Below are 21794 nucleotides of genomic sequence, written 5' to 3'. Positions count from 1 at the left end.
ATCATATTATAAAGCTTGCAATAAAATAAAACTATAAATAAATTATACTAAAATCTAAAAAGTAAGTTAATATTCTTATTCATATAAGAGAATATTAACTTGCTTATTTTCGTATTAAAAGATGCACCTTTTAAAGCGACGTGATTTGTATGAGATACAGTAACTATATTAAAATCCCTATATTATAGATATCCAAATAAGTTTCTCTATATTTATTGTATAGAAATTACACAGTAAATATTTTTTGTGCTACATACATTAAATTAATCTTAACCTTTATATAAATTTATTAAACGGAATAACTCCTTACCAATATTCAAAAACGGCTGCGTTTTTGAATTTGTGTTCTAGCTTTTTTGGAACAGGTAAATAACTACACATAAACTCCTTATTTCTCTAGTTAAACTACCGATTAGCTCCATATAAACTCTAGATAACCTATATAGAATACAAGATATCAAGGAGGTAAGAAAAAATGAATTTTATGAAACGAGCAATTCTCAGTATGAAAAAAAGGATAGGAACATCATTAATTTTGATGGCAGTTTTTCTGATTGTTACAAATTTGGTTCTTTCAGGTTTCACAATCCAAAATGCGTCAAAAAAAGCAGCGGATGCTGCGAGAAAAAAACTTGGTGCAGATGTTACTTTAGGTCTTGATTTCGACAAATTAGGTCAAAAAGCTAAGGAAACTGGAGAAATGCCAAATCCACCGCAGCTCGATACAAAAGAAACAGATCAATTAGCGAAATCCAAGTATGTAAAAGACTATAATTACATAGCTAACACTTTTGGTATTTCTGATGGACTTAAACTAGTAGGAGCTTCAGAAGAAGAAGGAAAAGGTAAAGCCGGAATGGCGGCTGTGCGAGGCGGTTCAAGCTCTGGTACAGAAATAGATATGAATGCTTCTTTTATGATTGAGGGAGTTCGCAAGACTGCATTACAAGAAAGCTTTAAAAACGGAAAAAGTAAAATCATTGATGGAAAACCAATTACAGAGCAAATGAAGGATCAGAATGTAGCTTTAATGGAAAAACGATTAGCGGAATTAAACAATTTGAAAGTAGGAGACAAAGTTAAAGTGCAATCAGGGGATAAGAAGGAAACCCTTGAGGTTGAAATTATCGGTATTTACGAAACAAATGAGCAAGCAATGGGTCAACAGGCTCCTCCTATTATGGATCCAGCTAATAAACTATATATGCCGCATTCAACTATGAAAAAATTAGAAGTAGACCAAGGTATAAGTAGTGTTCAAGTCGTGTATTTCTTGAATGATCCACAATATATTGATGCATTTAAAAAAGAAGCTAAAAAATCTAATATTGATTTTAATTATTATAAATTAGATGCGCATGATTCATTGTACAAGCAAATGATTGGTCCTATCGAAAATATCTCTTCGACTTCTCAAATGATCATTTATATTGTATCGATTGCAGGTGCGATCATTTTAGGATTAATCATTATGCTATCAATTAAAGGGCGTCGTAAAGAAATGGGAATTCTATTGTCTATTGGAGAGAAAAAGTGGAAACTGATGGCGCAATTCGTAGTAGAAGTAGTGTGTGTCGCTATTTTAGCATTTGGATTATCCATAACAACAGGAGCTAAAGTTTCTCAATATATCGGGGATAATTTACTTTCGAATGAAATTGCTACTGCAAGCGAAGAAACAGATACCTCGCAACATGGTACTGTAATGATGGCTGGACCCGGTGGTACTCTACAAAATCAAAAAGAAGATCCAATTGATAAAATTGATGTAAGTGTAACAGGAGAAGATGTAGGAAAAATGGGTGGAATTGGACTAGCTATTGCTATAATAGCAACGCTTCTTCCAGCATTATCTATTCTACGTTTAAACCCAAAACAAATTCTTTTAAAAGATGAATGAGGAGGCTCGATATGGAGACGATTTTACAGTTTAAAAATTTGGATTATTATTATGAAAGTAACGGAAAAAATGTAGCGATACTAGATAATGTTAACTTTTCTTTTCAAAAAGGACATTTCTACACGATTTTAGGACCATCTGGATCTGGTAAAACTACAACTCTGAGCTTAGGTTGTGGACTAGATGTCCCTAAAAATGGTTATGTACTGTATAATGGCAAAGATATTAGAAAAATTGGTTTGGATCGATACCGTAATCAAAATGTATCTGTAATTTTCCAATCTTATAACTTAATTACCTATATGACCGCTCTTCAAAACGTCTTAACAGCAATGGAAATTACAGGTGTTAAAGTGCAAAATAAAACAGCAAGAGCATTAGAATTATTAGAGAGGGTAGGACTCACAGAACTTGAAGCGAAACGAAACGTATTGCAACTAAGTGGCGGGCAACAACAGCGTGTAGCAATCGCTCGAGCACTATCTTGTAATGTTGATTTACTAATTGCGGATGAGCCGACAGGAAATCTCGACGAGGAAACCGCAATGGATATAATAGAACTGTTTCAAGAACTTGCACATAAAGAGAATAAATGCATTATTGTTGTGACGCACTCACAGGAGGTTGCAAAAAAATCAGATCGTGCAGTGTATTTAAGTAAGAAGAAGTTGGTCGTAAATGAAATCTAATATAAACATCGTAGTTATTAAATTCACATAATTTTCAAAATCTATCCCTTTCAAAAGTTTATATTTGATTTATAATAATATCAAGCCATAACCAAAATGGTCTCCCTGTACTGAATGTTAAAATAGTTTGTTGTTCCCGTTTTAATGATATTTTTAAAAGAACTTGTAGGATATTCTACAAGTTCTTTTTATTATAATTGGTTACCTATATCATGGGATAATCACACATAAAAAACGAGACAATACCTAGATATATAATCTAAATGCTGTCCCGTTTACGTGTGCATCTGTATAGTTATTGCAGAATTAAACCTACAATCATAATTAAACTAAATACTATCATCCAACCAAACGCGCAATAGCCAAAAATTCTAATCCATTTAGGTAATTGATTCATGTTAATTTTATTTGAGGGAACTCCCTGCATAAAAAACATCATTTTTTGATCTCTATCTCTATTATTTTGTTGTTCATACATAATATCATCACCTTTCCAGATATATTGAGTTTGTAGTATATCAACCTAAAGAAATTCATGTACAGAATAAGAGGGGATAGCATATATATTATGTGGTGGACTTTATAAATAAATGCATTTAATTGCCATAGTTCTAAGCACTAATCCGTTATAAATACTGAAAAAGAGCCCTACATAAATAGGACTCTTTTTCTTCAAATGTTAAGTTGCTGGATATAAATCAGAACCGAGGTAACGTTCTTTTATAATTTGAAGATGATGAAGCTCATGACCAGCAATGATGTATGCTAATGCACGAACTGTAACTTCAGAATTATTCGCATTTCCTCTTTGTGACCAAGCTTCTTTATCTAAGCTTCTAAGTAAATACAGGGTAGATTGGCGAACAACTATTAAATTCTCAAGAAGATCTTGCATAGATTGCTTATCAAAAGCAGCTCTAAGAACATACATATCATCATTATAGCCTGGAAGTTCTGCTGTCTCACCTCGAGCGATAGATAGCAATCGATACGCCATAATCCGTTCTGTATCTGCTATATGACCGATTACTTCTTTTATACTCCATTTAGTAGGAGCATACCGGAAAAGCCCCTCACTATTAGAAATTCCCTTTAATAAAAGATTCGTTTCCTTCATTTGTTGTTCTAGAATATGTATGATATTTCCGTCTAATACTAAGTTGGTATACGTTGCATAATAGGAGTTATATTCACTTACCTTTGGTCTTATTTGCATACGAATCATCCTTTTTGTTTTATGTTTAATCGTTACATATAGCTTATCATAAAAGAATTCCAAATTAATCTGAAAAGTAGAAGATAAATATGTAAATTGAATACAGTTTGTCACTACTTATGATAATCGCCATTTAAGAAGCAGCATTTGTCCATTAAGTGAAAAACCTGTTAATAAGTTTATATTTACTACAAAAACAAACAAACTCGTCCTATTTAAAGGAGAGTTTGTTTGTTTTTGTGTTTAAATAATGGAATCCTCATGCGAAATTGCACACTATGTTCCATATTTTTTATTGAATACTTTATATCTAGCGTTTCAAGAATTTGTTTAACAATATATAACCCCAAACCACTTCCTCCAGTATTTCGATTTCTTGATTTTTCAATTCGATAAAATGGTTTGAAAATTTGTTGTAAATCTTCATCTTTAATATTGACACCTGTATTTATAATTTGCATTTCGATTTGACCTTGTTTCGAATCCTCACTTAACTTTATATAGACTTTTTCATTATGTGGTGAATACATAACCGCATTGTGAATAATATTTTTACATGCTTTTTCTAAAAGAGCACAATCTGTATAAATAGAAAGATCAGAATCAATTTCTTTTATTATTTCGATGCTCTTTTGAGAAGCAAAAAATTCGAGATCTTTTGTGATTGTACCTATTAACTTTGAAGGATTAACTTTCTCTACTTTTAGTTTGAAGGTGTGTTGTTCTAATTTCGATACGCTTAAAATTTCACGAACTAATTGTTCCATACTTTCAATAATTTGATGATTTTTCTTTAAATATTGATCGCGATTTTGATAAGGGCCAATATTATAAATCATCCCTTCTAAGTAGCCTTTCATTACAGTAAGAGGGGACTTTAATTCATGTGCTACAATCGCAAAAAACTCTCTGCGTTTTGTTTCTATTTCTCTTTCTTTTTCAATATCATTTTTTAATTGTTCATTTGCTTTTTTTAAATCAAACATAGCTTGTTGTAAGTTAATAGACATGTCATTCAAACTATTAGACAATTCTCCTAACTCATCTGTAGAGCGAACCTCAATTTTTTCGGAGAAATCTAAATTTGCCATCTTTTGTGCACCTTCATTAATATAAATAAGTGGCTTTGTAATAAACCTGGAATAAAAATAAGCACTCCCTATACCAATTACGAGTACAATGATACTAATATAGGGGAGAAAGCGTACTAAAACCTGTGAAGCTTCATCAATCGGTTGAAATGTAGCAAAGACTATAAGCGTTAAACTACCATCTTGGAATTGAATTGGTTTCGTAACGTTATATGAATTGCTAAGGGTACCTACATTCTCGAACCGTGTTGCTCTAGTAACTACTGTTGTTTGCGAACCACTTTGAGTAAAAGAAAATGAAGGAGAGTATTTAATTATTCCCTCATTATTTTGAAGATAAAGCATCGCATTATTTTTTTTTGCATATTCATCAAAAAGTGGTATCGCATCTTGAAACGTAAGATCTTTAGACTTATCAATGATTTCTTTTATGCCTGTTTGAAGTTGATCTGTTTTGTATTGCTCATAAAATGTAGGGAGAAAGAAGTATAAAGTTAAATAAATCAATACTGCAAAGGATAACAAAATGAGAGATGTAGTCATAAAGAGTTTATAAGTAATTTGCTTCATCTTCATAAGTTTCACAATACTATTCATCAATTTTATAACCAATACCCTTTATTGTTTTAATATAAGGGATAGCTAATTTTTTACGTAGATTTTTAATATGTGTATCAATTATTCGTGTTTCTCCAAAATAATCGTACCCCCAAACCTTCTCTACGATATTTTCTCTTGTAAGTACTTTTCTCTCATTTTGAAATAGTAGTTGTAGAATTTCAAACTCTTTTGTCGTTAATATAATTTCAACGTCATTTACATACACTCTATATGCATCCACATCGATACGAACTTCTTTAAATATCAAATGATTATTTACATTTTTATCATAACTTCTTCTAAGTACAGCTTCGACTCGTCTAATCAAAACATGAAATGAAAAGGGTTTTGTTATATAATCATCGATCCCAAGATCGAATCCTTTCATTTGATCTTCCTCTTCTTCCAACGCAGTTAGCATAATAATTGGTACGTTTGACTGACTTCGGATCATTTTAGAAACTTCAAATCCATTAAGATTGGGCATCATGACATCTAGAAGAATTAAATCAAAGGATTGCTTATTAAATTGTGTCATACCCTCTAGTCCATCTGAAGCGACTACCACTGTATAATGCTGTGTCATTAAAAATTGTTTAATTAATTCCTGAATTTCTTGATCGTCCTCAACCACGAGGATATGATAATTTTTCATAATATCACCTCTGGTAGTCATTATAGCCGTACAATCTGGAGTTTATGTGGAGATACAGTAGTAAACTTCATAGGACGTTTACTACCAAAAAGTATTATTAGCTATATTCCTTTTTTATGGAGAAATAATTGCTTAAAAAAACTTATCGTATGAATTGATGTACGATTAATATTTACGAAAAACTAATGTATAATAACGTGAATTGTATGTAGTTTCTTAAAATTCTCGAAAATATACTTTTGCTTCTTTACCAAAAGAGGAAAAGGAATTTCAATATAGAAGAAGCTACTGTAATACTAGAGTGTGTGCCAAGAACTATGGATTTCTTTCATCTAGTTTTTATTTAATCGTTACTCACTACATAACAATGTTCTTGCTAAACCAAAAGTTTAAAGGTACAAACTTGGAAAGATTTATATAATGCTAGAAAGGTTGTGAAATGATTTGATGGGTTATAAAGCGATGCTGTTTGATTTAGATGATACATTACTTGATAGGGATAAAGCAGTAGAGGCATTATTTTTAATTGTTTTAGAAAAGTGTTATGAAAATGTAGATGGTGCGGCTAAAAGCAACATGTTACAGAAATTCAAAGAATACGATAAAAGAGAATATGGCATAAGTAATAAAACGACAGTTTTAGAATCATTGTTTGATGAATTCACGCCGAAGTATAGATTGCCACGCAATTACATCCAAGATTTTTGGAATAATAATTTCCCTAGATGTTTTTCAATAGACCAAAATACTATTCATTTCTTAAATCAAATAAAGAAGCACTTTAAAGTTGGAATTATAACAAATGGCTCAACTCAGAGGCAAAAAGCTAAAATATTTAACACGAATTTAAATAGGTATTTTGAAACAATCATTATTTCTGAAGAAGTGGGATTTAGTAAACCTGATAAACGTATATTCGAACTAGCATTAAATAAGCTAAATTTACAGCCGGAAAATACTTTATTTGTTGGTGATGACTTAGAAAAGGATATTGCTGGTCCTCAAAATGTAAATATAAAAGGTGTGTGGTTTAACCCTCAGAAGATCAAGAATACTACCAAAATACAACCGTATGCCGAGATTAACACTTTGGATAGTTTGTTAAGTTATGTTACTCCACAATATTTTTATAACAAGTAAAGGCAATTCCATATATTCAAAAATATAAAAAAAGAGAAACTATCATTAATTTCATTGACCGTATTAGTAATAAAAAATATATACTTACAATAAAAAATAGGGGCGATTTTAATAGCTGTGGCTAATTTAATCTATGATTAATACAAAGTTTTGTAAAACAATTTTACTCATACTGTGTAAATTATAAAGGGGTGGGACTATGGAAATAAAGAAAGTAGTAATCGATGGAATCAATATTGCGGTCATTAGAAACGATAAGGTATTAATATCGGATGTTCAGTCTGCATTAGATACTATGGCAACAGTTCAATATGAGGTAGATGCGAAACATATTATTATCCATAAATCTTTAATAAGTGAAGATTTCTTTGACCTAAAAACACGGCTTGCGGGTGATATCCTTCAAAAGTTTATAAACTACAAGGTAAAGATTGCTATTGTTGGAGATTTCTCTATGTATACTAGTAAAAGCTTAAAGGATTTTATTTATGAATGTAATAAAGGGAATGACATTTTTTACTTAGCAACTGAACAACAAGCAATTGAAAAACTAAGTACATTAAAGTAATAATTATATCCTGCTAAATTCCCCCATTTCACTTAGTTCATAATTATATACGATATAGAAGAACTGATGTTTGTGGTAAACTAAGAGATGAATAAAGGGGGAGTTTTTTTGAACAATTTTAATAATATAATCCAAAATTTAAATAATATAGTTTACAAACCTAACAACTTAATGATTACGAATCTAAAAGAAGAAAAGCAAAACGCAGAATATGCCGGATGTTTATTCCACTTAAATAACAAAACCATTCGTTTTAGAAAATCAAAAGTTACACCTAATAAAATTGGTCAATTTGTTTCTTTTTGGGAGAAAGATGAAAATATGCGAAATAGAGCTTTCTCTTATGAAGCTGCTCCTGATTTATTAGTAATCACTTGTATTGCTGATAATAAACTAGGGCAATTTATTTTTCCTAAAGAGATTCTTCTTAAAGAAAAAATATTGAGAACACCAAGTCAAACAGGGAAAATGGCAATGAGAATTTATCCTGTTTGGGATACCACTGTTAGCAATCAAGCTAAAAAGAGCCAAATGTGGCAACTTCAGTATTTTGTTGATTTAAGCGATCATAATAATCTACCTATAGACAAACTATTGAATTTCTATTCGTAGCTTCTTATCTTAAGTGATCTTGTCGGTTAGACTTTTTGTACCGGTACAGTTAAACGAAATGTACATTGTTTCAGTACCCCATCAAATTTACAATCAGCATATACTATTTTAACTTATACATTTTAAGGGGTGCTGACTATGACAAGTCTACAACATAAGCTTTTTACAAGATTGAATCTTGCAAAGCGTACTGAAGTGAAGTTTGAAGAATTAAATACAATTCTCTTTGCATTTGCACACACTATACCATTTGAGAATTTAGATGTTATAGCGTGTAATACGAATCAAATCTCTCCGGAAAACTTGCGAGAGAAAATTTTAACTAGTTCCCGTGGTGGACTTTGCTACGAATTAAACACTCTTTTTTACTATTTTTTAAGAGACTGTGGTTATGATGTACAACTGGCATTAGGTACGGTTTATAAAAACGATATAAATGCATGGGCACTTGAGGATGGCCATATAACAATTATTTTAACTTATAATAATGTACAGTATTTAATTGATGTAGGTATAGCTTCTTTAGTACCTCTTGTTCCTGTACCTTTTACTGGTGAATCTGTTTCTTCAAAAAATGGTTCGTACCGGGTGAGACAAAAAGATACGAGTAGAGGAAATTATGTTTTAGAAAGAAAAGATGCTGCTGGAGAATGGAAAGTTTGTCATGCTTTTTATAAACATATTATTGATGAGATAGTAGTAAATGATGTTCAAAGAAGAGTGATAGAAGATGAGAAGTCTATTTTTAATAAGGGACCAATTGCAGTAAAGTTGACGAACTCTGGCCATATTTCATTAACGAATACAAGTTTAACCGAAATTATTCATGGGGAAAAAACTAAGCGTGAAATTACAGAAGATCAATATAGAGAGTTGTTATATACTTTATTTGCTATTAAGTCATGAATAATAAAAATAGCCGGTTCTTATTCAGAAGCGGCTATTTTTATTATTTTTGGTGTAAATGGTTTTCTTCTAATACGTTTCGGAAACTGCGGTATAGTTAATGTTTTTAATGTTTCCTCAGCTTCTTCATATGTATGAAAAATTGGTTCTTTTCCATCATCCCCTTGTAAAACTAGCCCTTCATCTCGGATTACATATGGTATAAAACCAACCCATCTAGTAAAGAATTATGTTCTTTTGCAGCAGAATAATACGATTTAAAGTTTGATTTTCTTAATACATATAATACACTAGAACAGTACGAAAAAGTATGTACAATGAACTTTGAATGTAAAGGAAGATTATTATGTCAGTTATTGATAAATTGAAACTTAATAAGTATACAAATATGGTCGTTATTAACGAACCAAGCGATTATGACATTTTTACAGGTAAAGAAACTGCATTCTCAAAAGAACACGATGCTATCTTTATATTTGTAGAAACGCTTGATGAAATGGTGAAACAAACGAATTTTATTATTAGTAATGAAGAATTACTAATTGAAAAAGGTTACGTATTCTTCGCATATCCGAAAAAAGGTAATGCTCGTTATAGTACGTTTATTCACCGTGATGAGATGTTTCCGGTATTAAACGTTGGAGAAGATGGTTATGTGGGAGAAAGCGACATTAAATTTGCACGAATGGTAAGTATGGATGAAGTCTTTACTGTTGTAGGTTTAAAACGTGAAAAGAAAAAAACAACAAAAACATCTGCTATGAGTCAATGTGTTGCCGATTATGCAGATCGAATTAAAGATGTTGAAGCATTATTAACAAATCACCCGAATGAACTTAAGTTTTATCAAAGTTTAACGCCTGGATATCAGAAAGATTGGGCACGTAATCTTTTTTCTGTAAAACAAGAAAAAACACGTGAAAAACGTCTAGAGAAAATGATAGAAATCCTTTCACAAGGCTATAAAACAATTGAATTATTCCGTAAGAAGAAAAAATAATGATTAAGAAAGTCACAATGCTGCAACAATTAATTGTGATGAGTACATTGAAAAAAGCATTCCTTCCATTATACTAAGGAATGTTCTTATATTTATATAATTAGCAAAAGAGAAAAGGTGTTTGAAATGAAATCGTATATTGTAGTTGGATCTGGAATTTTAGGAGCGTCTACTGCTTATCATCTTGCTAAGGCAGGTGCGAATGTTACTATCGTGGATCGCCAACAATTAGGACAAGCAACTGATGCAGGAGCAGGTATTGTATGTCCATGGCTATCGCAGCGTCGTAATAAAGCATGGTATAAAATTGTTAAAGGCGGTGCACGTTACTATTCTTCGTTAATTCAGCAATTAGAAGAAGACGGTGAAACTGACACAGGATATAATCGTGTAGGTGCAATTAGTTTACATACTGACGAAAAAAAGTTAGATCAAATGGAAGAGCGAGCTTATAAACGACGTGAAGATGCCCCAGAGATTGGTAAAATCACTCGCTTATCAGCTGAAGAAACAAAAAAATTATTCCCAGCATTATCAGACGAATATAGTTCTGTTCATATTAGTGGTGCTGCACGAGTAAATGGAAGATTATTACGCAATGCATTAATAAGTGCTGCGAAAAAACATGGTGCAACTTTAATAAAAGGCGATGCTATATTAGTCCGTGAAGGAAATCATATTACGGGAGTTACAGTAAACGATGAAACAATTTTAGCAGAAAAGGTTATTGTAACTGCAGGCGCATGGGCGAATGAAATCTTGAATCCATTAGGAATTAATTTCTTAGTTACATTCCAAAAAGGACAAATTGTTCATCTGCAAATCGAGAATACAGCAACAGAAAATATGCCAGTTGTTATGCCACCGAACGATCAATATATTTTAACGTTTGACAATGGGCATGTCGTAATTGGTGCAACACATGAGAATGATACTGGTTTCGATCATCGTGTAACAGCAGGTGGTTTACATGAAGTATTCCATAAGGCATTAGCAGTTGCACCTGGCTTAGAAAATGCTACAATGCTTGAAACGAGAGTTGGATTCAGACCATTCACACCAGGATTCTTACCTGTTATCGGACCACTACCTAACTTTGAAGGAATTCTCGTTGCGAATGGATTAGGAGCTTCGGGTTTAACAGCTGGTCCATACTTAGGAGCGGAACTTGCTAAATTAGCGCTGGGACAACCAATTGAGTTAGATTTAAATGATTATGATGTTGCTGGCGCAATTGAATAATATAGGGTACTGCTAACATTTAGGAAGAACCATGCTAAACAAATTCGACAAGGAATAAGCAGTTTTCCCTCTGTTAAGAGTAAGCCTGTTTATGAAAAATAAAATTCTTTAAAAATAGAAGGCCGACATTATAAACCTGCATTAATAATGTAGAATTGTGATGTCGGCTCTTTATTTATATTTATTTAAAACTTATTTTTGAGAGGAGCTTAAGCAATGAGAGCGCCATATCAAGTATTGATATTTCCTTATATAAAAACTACTGATTCCATTCAATATGCTATTTTCAACCGAAGTGATTATAGTTATTGGCAAGGAATAGCTGGTGGCGGAGAAGTCGGTGAGATTCCTATTGAATCAGCAAAACGGGAAGCGTTTGAAGAGGCTGGTATTACAAGAGAATGTCCATATATACAATTAGATTCTGTGTCTTCACTACCAGTAGAGGATGTAGTTAGAGGATTCCTTTGGGGAGAAGAGGTTTATGTAATAAAAGAATTTTCTTTTGGAGTTAAAGTCCCTACAAAAAACATATCATTATCTAAAGAACACTTTAATTATAAATGGTTATGCTTTGAGGAAGCAGTAACGCTTTTGAAATGGGATAGCAACAAAACAGCATTGTGGGAATTAAACAAAAGACTATTAAAACAATAAAAGTTTTTGCTAACAAAAATAGTTGTGGAAGAAGAATTGAACCATTAACAAACCCTTGCTACACTTCTAAACAATGTTTTATAGATTTGGCATGGGTAATGAACGAAGAGAACTTGTACTAAGAAAAGCCCTATACAGTTGACTCTGAAAAAATGAAAATAATTAGAAATATTTTTATATCGTACGGTTTTTGCTATGAATAACGGAATAAATATTAAGTATTCAACAGTTTAAATAAAACGAGTTAGCTTTTTATTTTAAGAAGAAAAATGACTCGTTTTATGCTAAAATTCGCTTAGTGTATATTTTCGTTAAAATGTGGGTGGGCCCCCTTTTAGCAAAAGCGGAGTGGGAATGATGAGTATAAATAGTTTTGTGGGATTGATAAATGACGAATTATTAAAAGAGGTAAGTATCAGAAGTGAGGATGAATTCGAGCCTGTATTAGTTAAAGATATTCCTAGACTTTGGAAGTGTTTAGGAACAGGTAATTATGCCGCAGTATTCATGCACAAAGAATACAAAGATTGGGTAGTGAAAGTTTACGTGCGAGAAGGAGAAGGAATTGAAAAAGAGTCAGAAGTATACCGAAGAATTGGAGATCATCCTTCTTATTCAAAGCTTATATATAAAGGAGAAAATTTCATAGTATTGAAACGTTTAAAAGAAATTACCTTATACGATGCTATTCATAAGGGGATTAAAATTCCTAAGCAAGTAATACTTGATATTAATGAGGCTTTAGAGTATGCGAGGGAACAAGGGTTAACTCCTTGTGATGTTCACGGGAAAAATGTGATGATGGAAAAAGGAAGGGGATATGTAGTCGATGTATCTGATTTCTTAAAAACAAAAGAAGATAGTAAGTGGAGAGACCTAGAAAAGGCATATTTCACCTTTTATTTTCCTTTCATATATAAATTGCCTTTCCCGGTTAAAATACCGTATTTTATGTTAAACATTGTTAGACGTTCGTACAGAAAATATAAGAAACTTAAAAAGAAATTCAAATTGTAAAAGGACCACATATATTCCTGAAAACGATTTGAATTCACATAAATAACTTTAGAAAAATTTAAAATTTTGTTTAGGGGCTACTTCAAGACCTTAGCTTGCTGGGCATATGGTGCTACCTCAAAATATAAAAAGATTAGGAGTGAATCCTAATCTTTTTATTTATACATATTTTTGTTAGTTATATCACCATCAATTCCAAAACGGGATATTTTGAATAAATGAAACCGTTAAAATAAGTGTTGATACGGAACCAGCAGTTACTAAAGTTACTATTTTTCGTCCATTCTGTTCTTTTGAAGGTTTTATAAGTTCTGTAATTAACACAATCCATATTATGATAGAGATTATTGAAATAATATTTATAGACATATGTAACACATCCCTTCTTGTTTTCACATAAATATTTCTTCTTTTATAAAATAAAAGCAATTTAACAAGAAAATATGTAACGCATTACAAATCAATATTTTCCTGTTAAACCACCTTTTTTAAATAGAAATACGACTGATAAAACGATAACAACAGCCTTCAAACTTCCCCAATATGGATAAATAGCATGATCTGTTAGACTAGCATATTGAAAAATATTCTCTAAACCGAAAATTCCTATCATGACTGCTAAAATGAATGAAGCTGATCCATACGTCCCGTTATGATAGAGGGTAAATAAATAGACTGCGAAAATTAGTGGTAAGATGATTTGTAGTACGATTATCATAGTTCGTCCCCCATATTATTTATAATTATATTATATACAAAATTGTAATAAAAAGGAATACGACTTATTTGATACTAACAGAACTACTCTAATCATATTCTTCTATAAAAAGAAGAAAAAGGGGTGTACAGTTAATTGACAAAAGTTAAAGTTAGTTTACGACCCATTGTTCATAATATAAATTTACCAACCGTATTGAAAACAACAATACTTCCAGGCGAATCGACCGAAAGACTATTTATCGCAACCCAATTAGGAGAGATTTTTTACATAGGGAATGGCGTTATAAAGACATTCAGTCTAAAAATATAATATAAGTAATTCATTCTGTTCCCAAAACGCACGACTTAACTTATCTCCCTAAAAATCTTCAATGTATGAGCATCTATTAACTTGCAGAAAGTAACTCATAAACCGTATGTGTACGAATAATATAGAAAGTAATGAATGAGGTGTCTTTAGGGGGGATTTTAATAAATCGGTTTGTACGTTATTGGTATCAACTGATGATAGAGCATGATATAAGCTTTGTTCATAAAAGAAAATTGTCCCTTGCGAATAAGTTAGTACTTACAGCTTTGATGAGTGCATTAGCCACCATGTTTCAAGCAGCGGGTAACTTAGTTCCTGGTATAGGTTTGCTCATTAGTCCATTTTCGACATTACCGATTTTTTTTGCTATTTTCTATTCTATTCGTGAGGGAATACTTTCTTATATTCTTACTATTTTTCTATTATTTATTATTGAGCCAAGTGAACTAATTATCTTTCCTTTTACTACAGGCTTATTAGGTCTAGCCTTAGGACTAGCCTTTTTAAAATTTAAGAGGAGAATTTGGATAGTTTCTTTTTCAGCAACGTGTCTACTTATAGGTATTATGATCGTTCTCGATGTTTTCCGTTTTCCGGTACTTGGTCCTACTGTTCATACAACTATGGACATGAAAATTATTTTATTAATATTTATACTGAGCTTTCTATATTGCTGGATTTATGCAGGTTTTTGCAGAATAATGATGAATAGATTATGTAAAGTGTTGTATTGACAATGGCATAATGAAGATTGGAGAATGTATTCATGACTAACGTTGCAGTTAGAAGACCGAATTTGAATGATGTAGATGAACTATATTTATTTTTCCGTATCGTTATTACGAATACATACAAAAATGAAGGATTATCACAACTATTGGATGACATAGAAAATGAAATTAACATGAAAAAGCAATATTTGAAAACAGATTTTGATAGTAATGGAGAAAAACGTTACTTTTTATTAGCAATTGATACAAATAACAATAAAATCATTGGAACAATTGAAGTTGGTCCAGCAAGTACATTGATTAATAGTTGTACAGGTGGTGTACTTAAGGATTTGTATGAAATAGGAACTGTATTTATACTTCCAGAGTATCAAAGAAAGGGTATCGGGAGTTTACTGCTACATACAATGTTTCTTACGTTACTTAGCAGAGGAATAACAGAATTCTGTTTAGATAGTGGATACAGAAAAGCGCAAAGTATATGGACAAAGAAGTTTGGAGAGCCTAGTTATGTACTGAAAGATTATTGGGGAGAATCAAGTGATCATATGATTTGGAAGAAGAGTTTACATGATACACCTATAATATTTGAAATATATCTATGAACGTAGCTTTTCTTACATATGTATGCTATTATTTATCTTTATAATAAAAGAGGACGTGAATGAACTTGATTAAAATTAGTATCCCTGAAGTTGATGTTACAATTACTGAACGTAAACAAGTTATTAAAGGAGACGAGCCAATCATTACTCCAATTAATGGATTTATCGATTTCCACTTGTTCCCTAGAGATAAAGGCGGCATTTTTATGTTTTACAATATTAATGACGAACTACTTTTCGTAGGTAAAGCTCGTAAAATTAGACAACGTATTAAGAAGCATTTTGAAGATAATGTTTCACCAATTAAAAATCACCGTGATGAAGTATACCGCATTGATGCATGTATCGTAGAAGATCCAACAGAAAGAGAAATTTACGAAACATATATCATTAATGAATACAAAGCGAAATATAACGTTGATAAAGTATTCTACAAATAATCAACATTAATAAAAAACAATCCTAGCTAATATGCCAGGATTGTTTTTTATTTAGATTTATTCTTCATATATTTCTCCTTTTTTCAAATGATTAGCCACAATAAAACAGAATATCCCTATAAATATAAGTACAATACCAAGCGTTTTATGGTTTCCCTCAAAGAAAGGAATATCTGAAATAACATTTGTCATACATAGTCCTAAAAATACAAGGATAGGGCCCATCCAAAGTAATACATTACCGAATTTTGTGTGCTTCCACATAATAACCCTCCTTAATTCTCTTTACATATATATCCATAAACTAAAAGTAAATTCATAGAGAAATATAGTTTTTTTCATATCGAAAATTTAACCCTCATATATTGGTACAAGCAAAAGAGAAAGGAGACCATCATGAATTGGTTAGAAGCTTTCATATTAGGTATAATTCAAGGTTTAACAGAATTTTTACCAATCAGTAGTACCGGACATCTTTATTTAGGAAGGCATTTATTTCAATTAGATGAAGCAGGCTTATTTTTAGATACGATGTTGCATATTGGGACTTTACTTGCAGTGTTTATTTATTACAAAAAAGAATTTATATATTTAATTAAAAACCCATTTTCAAAGCTCATGTTATTACTTATTGTTGGGACGATACCTGCAGTTGTTATTGGTTTATTGTTTAAAGACTTCTTTGAAGATATTTCAAAAACAGGAATCACGATCGGTTGGGAGTTTTTAGTGACCGGATTCTTTCTCTACATGGCAGATAAACAAAAGAATGGTCGTAAAAAAATGGATGACATAACATATAAAGACGCATTAATTATCGGTTCATTTCAAGCTGCTGCTATTTTTCCAGCCATTTCTCGTTCTGGAATGACAATTGTCGCTGCATTATGGAGAAAATTAGATCGTGAAACAGCTGCTTACTTTTCTTTTTTACTTTCGACACCAGCCATTGTTGGAGCTATCATTTTGCAATTTGTAGACGTTTTTCAAGGGAAAGCAGAATCTATTTCTAGTACATCTTTAATTGTCGGAACGTTATCAGCAGCGTTTTTTGGATACATAGCCGTTTCATGGATGATTCAATATTTAAAACGTCACTCCTTAAAAGTATTCGCGTATTACGTATGGGGATTAGGTATTTTAATTTTAACTTTGCAATTTACTGATGTATTTTAAGTATAATGATAAAGAAGTTAATTAGTTTAAGATCCTGTTTCATTCATACAAGGCAGGATCTCTTTTTATTAAGGGGGAAAATATGTTTAATAAGGCTATCGTTATTGGTGGAAGTATGGCAGGAAAGTTTGCAGCAAAAGCATTATCAACTTTTTTTAAAGAAGTAATCATTTTAGAAGTCGGTGAAAAATGGGATGGAAAAGCTTCAAGAAAAAGAGTTCCACAAAGTAATCATCCTCACGTGTTATTAAAAGGTGGAGAAAAAGCAATTGAAGAATTGTTTCCTACTATTACGAATGAATTAATAGAAGCGGGTAGTATTATAAACAACTTTACACGTGATTTGAAATGGCATCAATTCGGTCTATGGAAACAACCGTTCATAGGGGAAGTACATATGATTCAACAAAGTCGTCCTTTACTAGAATGGCATATTCAAAAACGAATACATCAAATTTCAAATATTACTATTAAATATGAAACATTGGTTAAAGGGTTATTGGTAGATGAAAAGCTTAACAAAGTGTGTGGAGTAAAAGTTAAATATTTAGAGACAGACATACAAGAAGAAGTTCATGCAGACCTTGTAGTTGATGCGAGTGGATTTGGCTCAAAAAGTATAGAGTGGTTACGAGAATACGAAATTGAAGTACAAGAAGAGAAAGTTCGTATTGATTTATTTTACGCAACGAAAATGTTCAAACTTAAAGAAAATGAGAAATTAGACTGTTGCAATGTGCTAATGTCTCCGAGTTTCCCTGATAACCCTTATGGCGTTCTTATTCAAACGATAGAAGATAATCGTTATTTTGTTACTTTCAGTGGATACGCAAACGAGAAAGCACTACAAACAGATGATGAGTTTTATGATTTTGCTGAAAACCTATCAATTTCTAATGTTACAGACTTCCTAAACAAGGCTGAGGGAATTACTGATATAAAGACATACAAAATTCCCTATCAAGTACGCCGGCGATTTGATTTAGTGAATAATGTACCAGAAGGCTTATTAGTTGTTGGAGATGCGCAATGTCGTTTTGATCCCGTTTTCGGCCAAGGCGTATCAGTTGCTGCTATGGAGGCTCACCAGTTGCAATTACTTCTGCAAGGTAGAAAACAACTTGATAAAACATTTACACAACAATTTTATAAAAAGGCAGCTAAAATAATAGAAACCCCATGGGATATGACAACAACGGAAATATCACGTCATCCGCAACTAAAGAGAGAATTAACTACAAAACAAAAATTTCAGCTATGGTATACGAAACAAATATATCGACTATCCGCAAGTAATTCTGATGTTTATATTCGGTTAGTACGAGTGATGAATTTAATTCGTAGTCCATTTCATCTTTTTCATCCGAAAGTGCTACTATCTGTATTACTTAATCGAAAGTAATAGCAGGAATATAATTGATTAAAAAAGAATGTATAACAGTTAGTAAATCTAGAAGGAGAATACGGGATGAAAATATACATAGAGCAACTAAAGAAACAAGATGCTAAGGATTTATTTACGTTTGAACTTACGAATAAATCTTTTTTTGAAACAATGGTGCCAAATCATGGCTCAAAATATTTTGAATTTGAATATTTCCAAAAACTACTAGACGATTTATTAATAGAACAAGCAGATGGAGATTCTTATTTTTATTTAATTCGTAATGAAGAAAAAGAAATTGTAGGGCGAATTAATTTAGTAGATATAGATACGGAAACTCAAATTAGTTCGCTAGGGTATCGGGTCGGAGAAAAATTTACTAAAAAAGGAGTTGCTACAGCAGCCGTAAAATTAATTTTAGATGTAGCGAAAAATAATGAAATTACTGAAGTTCATGCTAACACAACTACTAATAATCTCGCATCACAAATTGTACTAGAAAAAAGCGGATTTTCTGCTTATCAAAACGAATCAGATACAACTTCTGTAGAATTAAATGGAGAACATGTGAAGTTTGTACACTATATTTGGAGAAATACTTCACGCTTATAATAAGGAGGACTTATTCATGAATGATTTACGTTATCCAATTGGCCAATTTACATACAAACGTCCTATAACTGAAGAAATGATTGATACATGGATTCAAGAAATTGAAGATTTACCAAATGAACTAACAAAGGCAATTAAAGATTTAGATCAGAAGCAGTTAGATACACCATATCGCGTTGGAGGTTGGACTGTACGTCAAGTAGTTCATCACGTCGTTGATAGTCATATGAATAGCTACATACGCTTTAAATTAGCACTGACAGAAAAGAATCCCACTATTAAGCCGTATAAAGAAGAGAAGTGGGCAGAGTTACCCGATTCAAAATTACCGGTAGATGTTTCACTAGTAATGCTAGATTCATTACATAAAAGATGGGTTAACCTTTTATATTCTCTAGAAATTGAAGATTTAGAAAAGACATTTAACCATCCTGAAACTGGTGAAACAAAACTTGCTGTTGCAATAGGACTATACGCATGGCATGGTCGTCATCATACCGCTCATATTACTTCTTTAAGAAAGCGGCTGAATTGGTAACATGGATATTATATTAGAGAAGGCGACAGAAACTGATGCAGAAGTTATATTTCAAATGCAAATAGGCCCATTTAGCCCTTTATTACATAAATATAAAGACTATGAAACAAATCCAGCAAATGAAACTATCGAAAAAACTATTTGTAGAATAAATCATGTAGACGGTGGCTTCTATAAAATAATAGTGGCAATGAATCTTGTTGGAGCGATATGCATTTCATCAAAAGAAACACCCTCTAAATTTTGGATCAGTCCAATGTTTATTCACCCGAGTTATCAAGGAAAAGGAATTGCCCAAAAGGTACTTACATTAATTGAGGAAATTGCTACTATTTTAGAAGAAGAGAAAAATTGCTTTTTATACGAAAAGATGGGTTATAAAAGAACAGAAGTTATAAAGAAATTAAATGATGAAACTACACTTATTTATTACAAAAAAGAAAGGTAAAGCATATAAAATACGCTTTACCTTTTTATGTTATTTTAGATTAAATATACAAAAATAATGTATGTTCTTCCAAAATACTCGGGTTAGTAATTTTAAAAATGAATAAAAATACAAAAACCACTACTTAGTCGTAAAGGTTACTAACGCTTTTTGAATGCTTAAAATACTATCGTCACCTTTAAATTCTTTCGTAATTGGATCCTCCATACTAGACACCCAAATTTTAAGTTCTGCATCTAAATCAAAATGCCCAGCCGTTTCGATGCTATATTGTGTAATACTTTTATAAGGAATAGAATGGTATTCTGTTTTTTTGCCAGTTACTCCTTGTTTATCTACTAAAATAAGACGACGATTTGTAAATACGATTAGATCACGAATTAATTTATAAGCATGCTCTACTTTTTCATCGTCTAGCATAATCTTCTCTAAATCACGTTCTACACTTTCAGAACTCGTATTTGATGCATTTCCTAAAATACCGCTAAATAAACCCATATTAAATTCCTCCTTTAATATATGTGGAATGAATTACTTATATTGTAACATGTTACTCACAAAGATATTATGACATTACTTTAGTAGTTTCTGGTTATTGTTGTAATTAGTTTATATAACCTCATCTTAAAATCTTATGCTAATATGAAATTAAGAAAAAAGAAGCAGAGGGATATAGCATGAAGAATATTGGTTTAGTATTAGAGGGCGGAGGAATGAAAGGTTTATATACTGCAGGTGCACTCGAATATTTCATGGAAAAGAACTTATTCTTTCCGTATGTAGTCGGCGTATCAGCTGGAGCCTGTATGGGAGCAACCTATTTGTCACGTCAAAAAGGTAGAAATAAGAAAGTAAATACAGAGCTAGTATCAGATTACAGGTATATATCTTATCGAAACTTAATTCGAAAACGTGAATTATTCGGAATGGATTTTTTATTTGATGAAGTACCTAATAAAATTGTACCATTTGATTTTCAAACTTTCTTAAAATGTAATGAACAGTTTGTCATAGGGACGACTGATTGCGAATCAGGACAAGCCATTTATTATAATAAAGCAGAACACGGAAATGATATTTTAAAAATCATTCGCGCCTCAAGCTCTGTACCGTTTATAGCACCTGCTGTAGAATATAATAATCGAAAATTATTAGATGGAGGGATTATAGACCCTATACCAGTTTTAAAAGCCCAAAAGGATGGTTATGAAAAGAACGTTGTCATTATGACAAAGCCAGAAGGATATGAGAAGCAGCGAAATAAATTTTCAGGCCTGGCTAAAATTTTATATAGAAAATATCCGAAAATCGCAGAGAATTTAGTAGACCATTATCGTTTTTATAATGAGACGATATCTTATATGAATCGAGAAGAACAAAAAGATAATTTTTATGTAATTCAACCAAGTGTACAGCTTCCTATAAGCGGAATAGAAAGAAATAAGGAAAAGCTCGTTAATCTATATAATCTTGGGTATATCGATGCTCAATATCATTATGAAAACTTATTAAATTGGATAGAGAAATAAAGGGGTGG

Annotated in this window: 28 protein-coding genes and 1 pseudogene; 20 read left to right on the top strand and 9 right to left on the bottom strand. The window is 31.7% G+C overall.

Going from position 1 to position 21794, the window contains the following annotated elements; all coding sequences use genetic code 11:
• Positions 1-475 precede the first annotated feature (475 nt).
• Entirely contained in the window at positions 476-1900 is a 1425-nt protein-coding gene (locus ACW0JX_RS13345; RefSeq protein ID WP_095690762.1) for an ABC transporter permease, read from the top strand.
• A gap of 11 nt (positions 1901-1911) precedes the next feature.
• A complete protein-coding gene (locus ACW0JX_RS13340; protein ID WP_000447853.1) occupies positions 1912-2589 on the top strand; it encodes an ABC transporter ATP-binding protein in 678 nt (225 codons plus the stop codon).
• A 295-nt stretch (positions 2590-2884) separates the two neighbouring features.
• Here the strand turns inward: ACW0JX_RS13340 and ACW0JX_RS13335 are convergent, their stop codons facing one another.
• The 4 genes from ACW0JX_RS13335 to ACW0JX_RS13320 all read right to left on the bottom strand — a co-directional run bounded on the left by ACW0JX_RS13335 (position 2885) and on the right by ACW0JX_RS13320 (position 6151).
• Positions 2885-3067, bottom strand: a complete 183-nt coding sequence (locus tag ACW0JX_RS13335) for a hypothetical protein (RefSeq protein ID WP_016512708.1) — start codon at positions 3065-3067, stop codon at positions 2885-2887.
• 201 nt (positions 3068-3268) lie between these two features.
• A complete protein-coding gene (locus ACW0JX_RS13330) occupies positions 3269-3805 on the bottom strand; it encodes a DinB family protein (RefSeq protein ID WP_095690764.1) in 537 nt (178 codons plus the stop codon).
• Positions 3806-4020: 215 nt separating this feature from the next.
• Positions 4021-5493 carry a sensor histidine kinase gene (locus tag ACW0JX_RS13325; RefSeq protein WP_095690765.1) on the bottom strand — a complete coding sequence of 491 codons (1473 nt, stop codon included), beginning with the start codon at positions 5491-5493 and terminating at the stop codon, positions 4021-4023.
• Positions 5486-6151: a response regulator transcription factor gene (locus tag ACW0JX_RS13320; RefSeq protein ID WP_000800727.1), complete on the bottom strand. Its 666-nt coding sequence runs from the start codon at positions 6149-6151 to the stop codon at positions 5486-5488. Before ACW0JX_RS13320 ends, ACW0JX_RS13325 begins: the two co-directional genes overlap by 8 nt.
• 447 nt (positions 6152-6598) lie before the next feature.
• Between ACW0JX_RS13320 and ACW0JX_RS13315 the strand changes: the two genes are divergently transcribed.
• The 4 genes from ACW0JX_RS13315 to ACW0JX_RS13300 all read left to right on the top strand — a co-directional run bounded on the left by ACW0JX_RS13315 (position 6599) and on the right by ACW0JX_RS13300 (position 9377).
• Positions 6599-7291, top strand: coding sequence for an HAD family hydrolase (locus ACW0JX_RS13315; RefSeq protein WP_000540709.1), 693 nt, complete (start codon positions 6599-6601; stop codon positions 7289-7291).
• A 199-nt stretch (positions 7292-7490) separates the two neighbouring features.
• A complete protein-coding gene (locus ACW0JX_RS13310; RefSeq protein ID WP_000403464.1) occupies positions 7491-7859 on the top strand; it encodes a DUF4180 domain-containing protein in 369 nt (122 codons plus the stop codon).
• Between the two features lie 108 nt (positions 7860-7967).
• Positions 7968-8471: a MepB family protein gene (locus ACW0JX_RS13305; protein ID WP_153592132.1), complete on the top strand. Its 504-nt coding sequence runs from the start codon at positions 7968-7970 to the stop codon at positions 8469-8471.
• A gap of 138 nt (positions 8472-8609) precedes the next feature.
• A complete protein-coding gene (locus ACW0JX_RS13300) occupies positions 8610-9377 on the top strand; it encodes an arylamine N-acetyltransferase family protein (protein ID WP_265938147.1) in 768 nt (255 codons plus the stop codon).
• A gap of 20 nt (positions 9378-9397) precedes the next feature.
• Here the strand turns inward: ACW0JX_RS13300 and ACW0JX_RS13295 are convergent, their stop codons facing one another.
• On the bottom strand, positions 9398-9580 hold the full coding sequence (locus tag ACW0JX_RS13295; RefSeq protein ID WP_078401663.1) for a hypothetical protein: 183 nt from the start codon (positions 9578-9580) through the stop codon (positions 9398-9400).
• 143 nt (positions 9581-9723) lie between these two features.
• Between ACW0JX_RS13295 and ACW0JX_RS13290 the strand changes: the two genes are divergently transcribed.
• The 4 genes from ACW0JX_RS13290 (at position 9724) to ACW0JX_RS13275 (ending at position 13293) form a co-directional block, all read left to right on the top strand.
• Complete coding sequence (locus ACW0JX_RS13290; RefSeq protein ID WP_459245774.1) at positions 9724-10377, top strand: YdeI/OmpD-associated family protein; 654 nt, start codon at positions 9724-9726, stop codon at positions 10375-10377.
• A gap of 126 nt (positions 10378-10503) precedes the next feature.
• Entirely contained in the window at positions 10504-11619 is a 1116-nt protein-coding gene (locus tag ACW0JX_RS13285; protein WP_098347925.1) for an NAD(P)/FAD-dependent oxidoreductase, read from the top strand.
• Positions 11620-11835: 216 nt separating this feature from the next.
• Positions 11836-12276: an NUDIX hydrolase gene (locus tag ACW0JX_RS13280; RefSeq protein WP_001202618.1), complete on the top strand. Its 441-nt coding sequence runs from the start codon at positions 11836-11838 to the stop codon at positions 12274-12276.
• A 357-nt stretch (positions 12277-12633) separates the two neighbouring features.
• Positions 12634-13293 carry a protein kinase family protein gene (locus tag ACW0JX_RS13275; protein WP_459245773.1) on the top strand — a complete coding sequence of 220 codons (660 nt, stop codon included), beginning with the start codon at positions 12634-12636 and terminating at the stop codon, positions 13291-13293.
• 189 nt (positions 13294-13482) lie between these two features.
• On the opposite strand, the gene ACW0JX_RS13270 is transcribed toward ACW0JX_RS13275, so the two are convergent.
• On the bottom strand, positions 13483-13662 hold the full coding sequence (locus tag ACW0JX_RS13270; protein ID WP_000026312.1) for a hypothetical protein: 180 nt from the start codon (positions 13660-13662) through the stop codon (positions 13483-13485).
• Positions 13663-13753: 91 nt separating this feature from the next.
• Positions 13754-14011 (bottom strand): hypothetical protein, encoded by a 258-nt coding sequence (locus tag ACW0JX_RS13265; protein WP_000587696.1) that lies wholly within the window; start codon positions 14009-14011, stop codon positions 13754-13756.
• A gap of 135 nt (positions 14012-14146) precedes the next feature.
• On the opposite strand from ACW0JX_RS13265, the pseudogene ACW0JX_RS13260 reads away from it, so the two are divergent.
• The 4 genes and pseudogenes from ACW0JX_RS13260 to ACW0JX_RS13245 form a co-directional block, all read left to right on the top strand.
• Positions 14147-14308, top strand: a pseudogene (locus ACW0JX_RS13260) (PQQ-dependent sugar dehydrogenase); the annotation flags it as partial.
• Positions 14309-14484: 176 nt separating this feature from the next.
• Positions 14485-15057 (top strand): hypothetical protein, encoded by a 573-nt coding sequence (locus tag ACW0JX_RS13255; RefSeq protein WP_053564289.1) that lies wholly within the window; start codon positions 14485-14487, stop codon positions 15055-15057.
• 32 nt (positions 15058-15089) lie between these two features.
• Positions 15090-15659: a GNAT family N-acetyltransferase gene (locus ACW0JX_RS13250; protein WP_459245772.1), complete on the top strand. Its 570-nt coding sequence runs from the start codon at positions 15090-15092 to the stop codon at positions 15657-15659.
• 59 nt (positions 15660-15718) lie between these two features.
• Positions 15719-16099: a nucleotide excision repair endonuclease gene (locus tag ACW0JX_RS13245; RefSeq protein ID WP_001048947.1), complete on the top strand. Its 381-nt coding sequence runs from the start codon at positions 15719-15721 to the stop codon at positions 16097-16099.
• Between the two features lie 57 nt (positions 16100-16156).
• Here the strand turns inward: ACW0JX_RS13245 and ACW0JX_RS13240 are convergent, their stop codons facing one another.
• Positions 16157-16363, bottom strand: coding sequence for a hypothetical protein (locus ACW0JX_RS13240; RefSeq protein WP_423117561.1), 207 nt, complete (start codon positions 16361-16363; stop codon positions 16157-16159).
• Between the two features lie 132 nt (positions 16364-16495).
• Here ACW0JX_RS13240 and ACW0JX_RS13235 point away from each other — a divergent pair, with 132 nt between their 5' ends.
• The 5 genes from ACW0JX_RS13235 to ACW0JX_RS13215 all read left to right on the top strand — a co-directional run bounded on the left by ACW0JX_RS13235 (position 16496) and on the right by ACW0JX_RS13215 (position 20257).
• Entirely contained in the window at positions 16496-17275 is a 780-nt protein-coding gene (locus ACW0JX_RS13235; protein ID WP_001104274.1) for an undecaprenyl-diphosphate phosphatase, read from the top strand.
• Between the two features lie 82 nt (positions 17276-17357).
• Positions 17358-18677, top strand: coding sequence for an FAD-dependent monooxygenase (locus tag ACW0JX_RS13230; protein ID WP_459245771.1), 1320 nt, complete (start codon positions 17358-17360; stop codon positions 18675-18677).
• Positions 18678-18743: 66 nt separating this feature from the next.
• Positions 18744-19271 carry a GNAT family N-acetyltransferase gene (locus ACW0JX_RS13225; protein ID WP_459245770.1) on the top strand — a complete coding sequence of 176 codons (528 nt, stop codon included), beginning with the start codon at positions 18744-18746 and terminating at the stop codon, positions 19269-19271.
• A gap of 16 nt (positions 19272-19287) precedes the next feature.
• A complete protein-coding gene (locus tag ACW0JX_RS13220) occupies positions 19288-19809 on the top strand; it encodes a YfiT family bacillithiol transferase (RefSeq protein ID WP_000999070.1) in 522 nt (173 codons plus the stop codon).
• Between the two features lies 1 nt (position 19810).
• Positions 19811-20257: a GNAT family N-acetyltransferase gene (locus ACW0JX_RS13215; RefSeq protein ID WP_459245769.1), complete on the top strand. Its 447-nt coding sequence runs from the start codon at positions 19811-19813 to the stop codon at positions 20255-20257.
• 120 nt (positions 20258-20377) lie between these two features.
• On the opposite strand, the gene ACW0JX_RS13210 is transcribed toward ACW0JX_RS13215, so the two are convergent.
• Positions 20378-20755, bottom strand: coding sequence for a PH domain-containing protein (locus ACW0JX_RS13210; RefSeq protein WP_000522472.1), 378 nt, complete (start codon positions 20753-20755; stop codon positions 20378-20380).
• A 179-nt stretch (positions 20756-20934) separates the two neighbouring features.
• On the opposite strand from ACW0JX_RS13210, the gene ACW0JX_RS13205 reads away from it, so the two are divergent.
• Positions 20935-21786: a patatin-like phospholipase family protein gene (locus ACW0JX_RS13205; RefSeq protein WP_089171175.1), complete on the top strand. Its 852-nt coding sequence runs from the start codon at positions 20935-20937 to the stop codon at positions 21784-21786.
• Positions 21787-21794: the final 8 nt, after the last annotated feature.

It is taken from the genome of Bacillus sp. C-3-6 (genome assembly GCF_054509685.1).
Note: the sequence above shows the minus strand (reverse complement) of the source record. Positions and strands in the feature narration are given on the sequence as shown.

Bases quoted from the DNA above. Each gene is read 5' to 3' on its own strand.
- ACW0JX_RS13345 (WP_095690762.1), top strand. From the start codon at position 476: ATGAATTTTATGAAACGAGCAATTCTCAGTATGAAAAAAAGGATAGGA.
- ACW0JX_RS13340 (WP_000447853.1), top strand. From the start codon at position 1,912: ATGGAGACGATTTTACAGTTTAAAAATTTGGATTATTATTATGAAAGT.
- ACW0JX_RS13335 (WP_016512708.1), bottom strand. From the start codon at position 3,067: ATGTATGAACAACAAAATAATAGAGATAGAGATCAAAAAATGATGTTT.
- ACW0JX_RS13330 (WP_095690764.1), bottom strand. From the start codon at position 3,805: ATGCAAATAAGACCAAAGGTAAGTGAATATAACTCCTATTATGCAACG.
- ACW0JX_RS13325 (WP_095690765.1), bottom strand. From the start codon at position 5,493: ATGAATAGTATTGTGAAACTTATGAAGATGAAGCAAATTACTTATAAA.
- ACW0JX_RS13320 (WP_000800727.1), bottom strand. From the start codon at position 6,151: ATGAAAAATTATCATATCCTCGTGGTTGAGGACGATCAAGAAATTCAG.
- ACW0JX_RS13315 (WP_000540709.1), top strand. From the start codon at position 6,599: ATGGGTTATAAAGCGATGCTGTTTGATTTAGATGATACATTACTTGAT.
- ACW0JX_RS13310 (WP_000403464.1), top strand. From the start codon at position 7,491: ATGGAAATAAAGAAAGTAGTAATCGATGGAATCAATATTGCGGTCATT.
- ACW0JX_RS13300 (WP_265938147.1), top strand. From the start codon at position 8,610: ATGACAAGTCTACAACATAAGCTTTTTACAAGATTGAATCTTGCAAAG.
- ACW0JX_RS13290 (WP_459245774.1), top strand. From the start codon at position 9,724: ATGTCAGTTATTGATAAATTGAAACTTAATAAGTATACAAATATGGTC.
- ACW0JX_RS13285 (WP_098347925.1), top strand. From the start codon at position 10,504: ATGAAATCGTATATTGTAGTTGGATCTGGAATTTTAGGAGCGTCTACT.
- ACW0JX_RS13280 (WP_001202618.1), top strand. From the start codon at position 11,836: ATGAGAGCGCCATATCAAGTATTGATATTTCCTTATATAAAAACTACT.
- ACW0JX_RS13275 (WP_459245773.1), top strand. From the start codon at position 12,634: ATGAGTATAAATAGTTTTGTGGGATTGATAAATGACGAATTATTAAAA.
- ACW0JX_RS13270 (WP_000026312.1), bottom strand. From the start codon at position 13,662: ATGTCTATAAATATTATTTCAATAATCTCTATCATAATATGGATTGTG.
- ACW0JX_RS13265 (WP_000587696.1), bottom strand. From the start codon at position 14,011: ATGATAATCGTACTACAAATCATCTTACCACTAATTTTCGCAGTCTAT.
- ACW0JX_RS13250 (WP_459245772.1), top strand. From the start codon at position 15,090: ATGACTAACGTTGCAGTTAGAAGACCGAATTTGAATGATGTAGATGAA.
- ACW0JX_RS13245 (WP_001048947.1), top strand. From the start codon at position 15,719: ATGAACTTGATTAAAATTAGTATCCCTGAAGTTGATGTTACAATTACT.
- ACW0JX_RS13240 (WP_423117561.1), bottom strand. From the start codon at position 16,363: ATGTGGAAGCACACAAAATTCGGTAATGTATTACTTTGGATGGGCCCT.
- ACW0JX_RS13235 (WP_001104274.1), top strand. From the start codon at position 16,496: ATGAATTGGTTAGAAGCTTTCATATTAGGTATAATTCAAGGTTTAACA.
- ACW0JX_RS13230 (WP_459245771.1), top strand. From the start codon at position 17,358: ATGTTTAATAAGGCTATCGTTATTGGTGGAAGTATGGCAGGAAAGTTT.
- ACW0JX_RS13225 (WP_459245770.1), top strand. From the start codon at position 18,744: ATGAAAATATACATAGAGCAACTAAAGAAACAAGATGCTAAGGATTTA.
- ACW0JX_RS13220 (WP_000999070.1), top strand. From the start codon at position 19,288: ATGAATGATTTACGTTATCCAATTGGCCAATTTACATACAAACGTCCT.
- ACW0JX_RS13215 (WP_459245769.1), top strand. From the start codon at position 19,811: ATGGATATTATATTAGAGAAGGCGACAGAAACTGATGCAGAAGTTATA.
- ACW0JX_RS13210 (WP_000522472.1), bottom strand. From the start codon at position 20,755: ATGGGTTTATTTAGCGGTATTTTAGGAAATGCATCAAATACGAGTTCT.
- ACW0JX_RS13205 (WP_089171175.1), top strand. From the start codon at position 20,935: ATGAAGAATATTGGTTTAGTATTAGAGGGCGGAGGAATGAAAGGTTTA.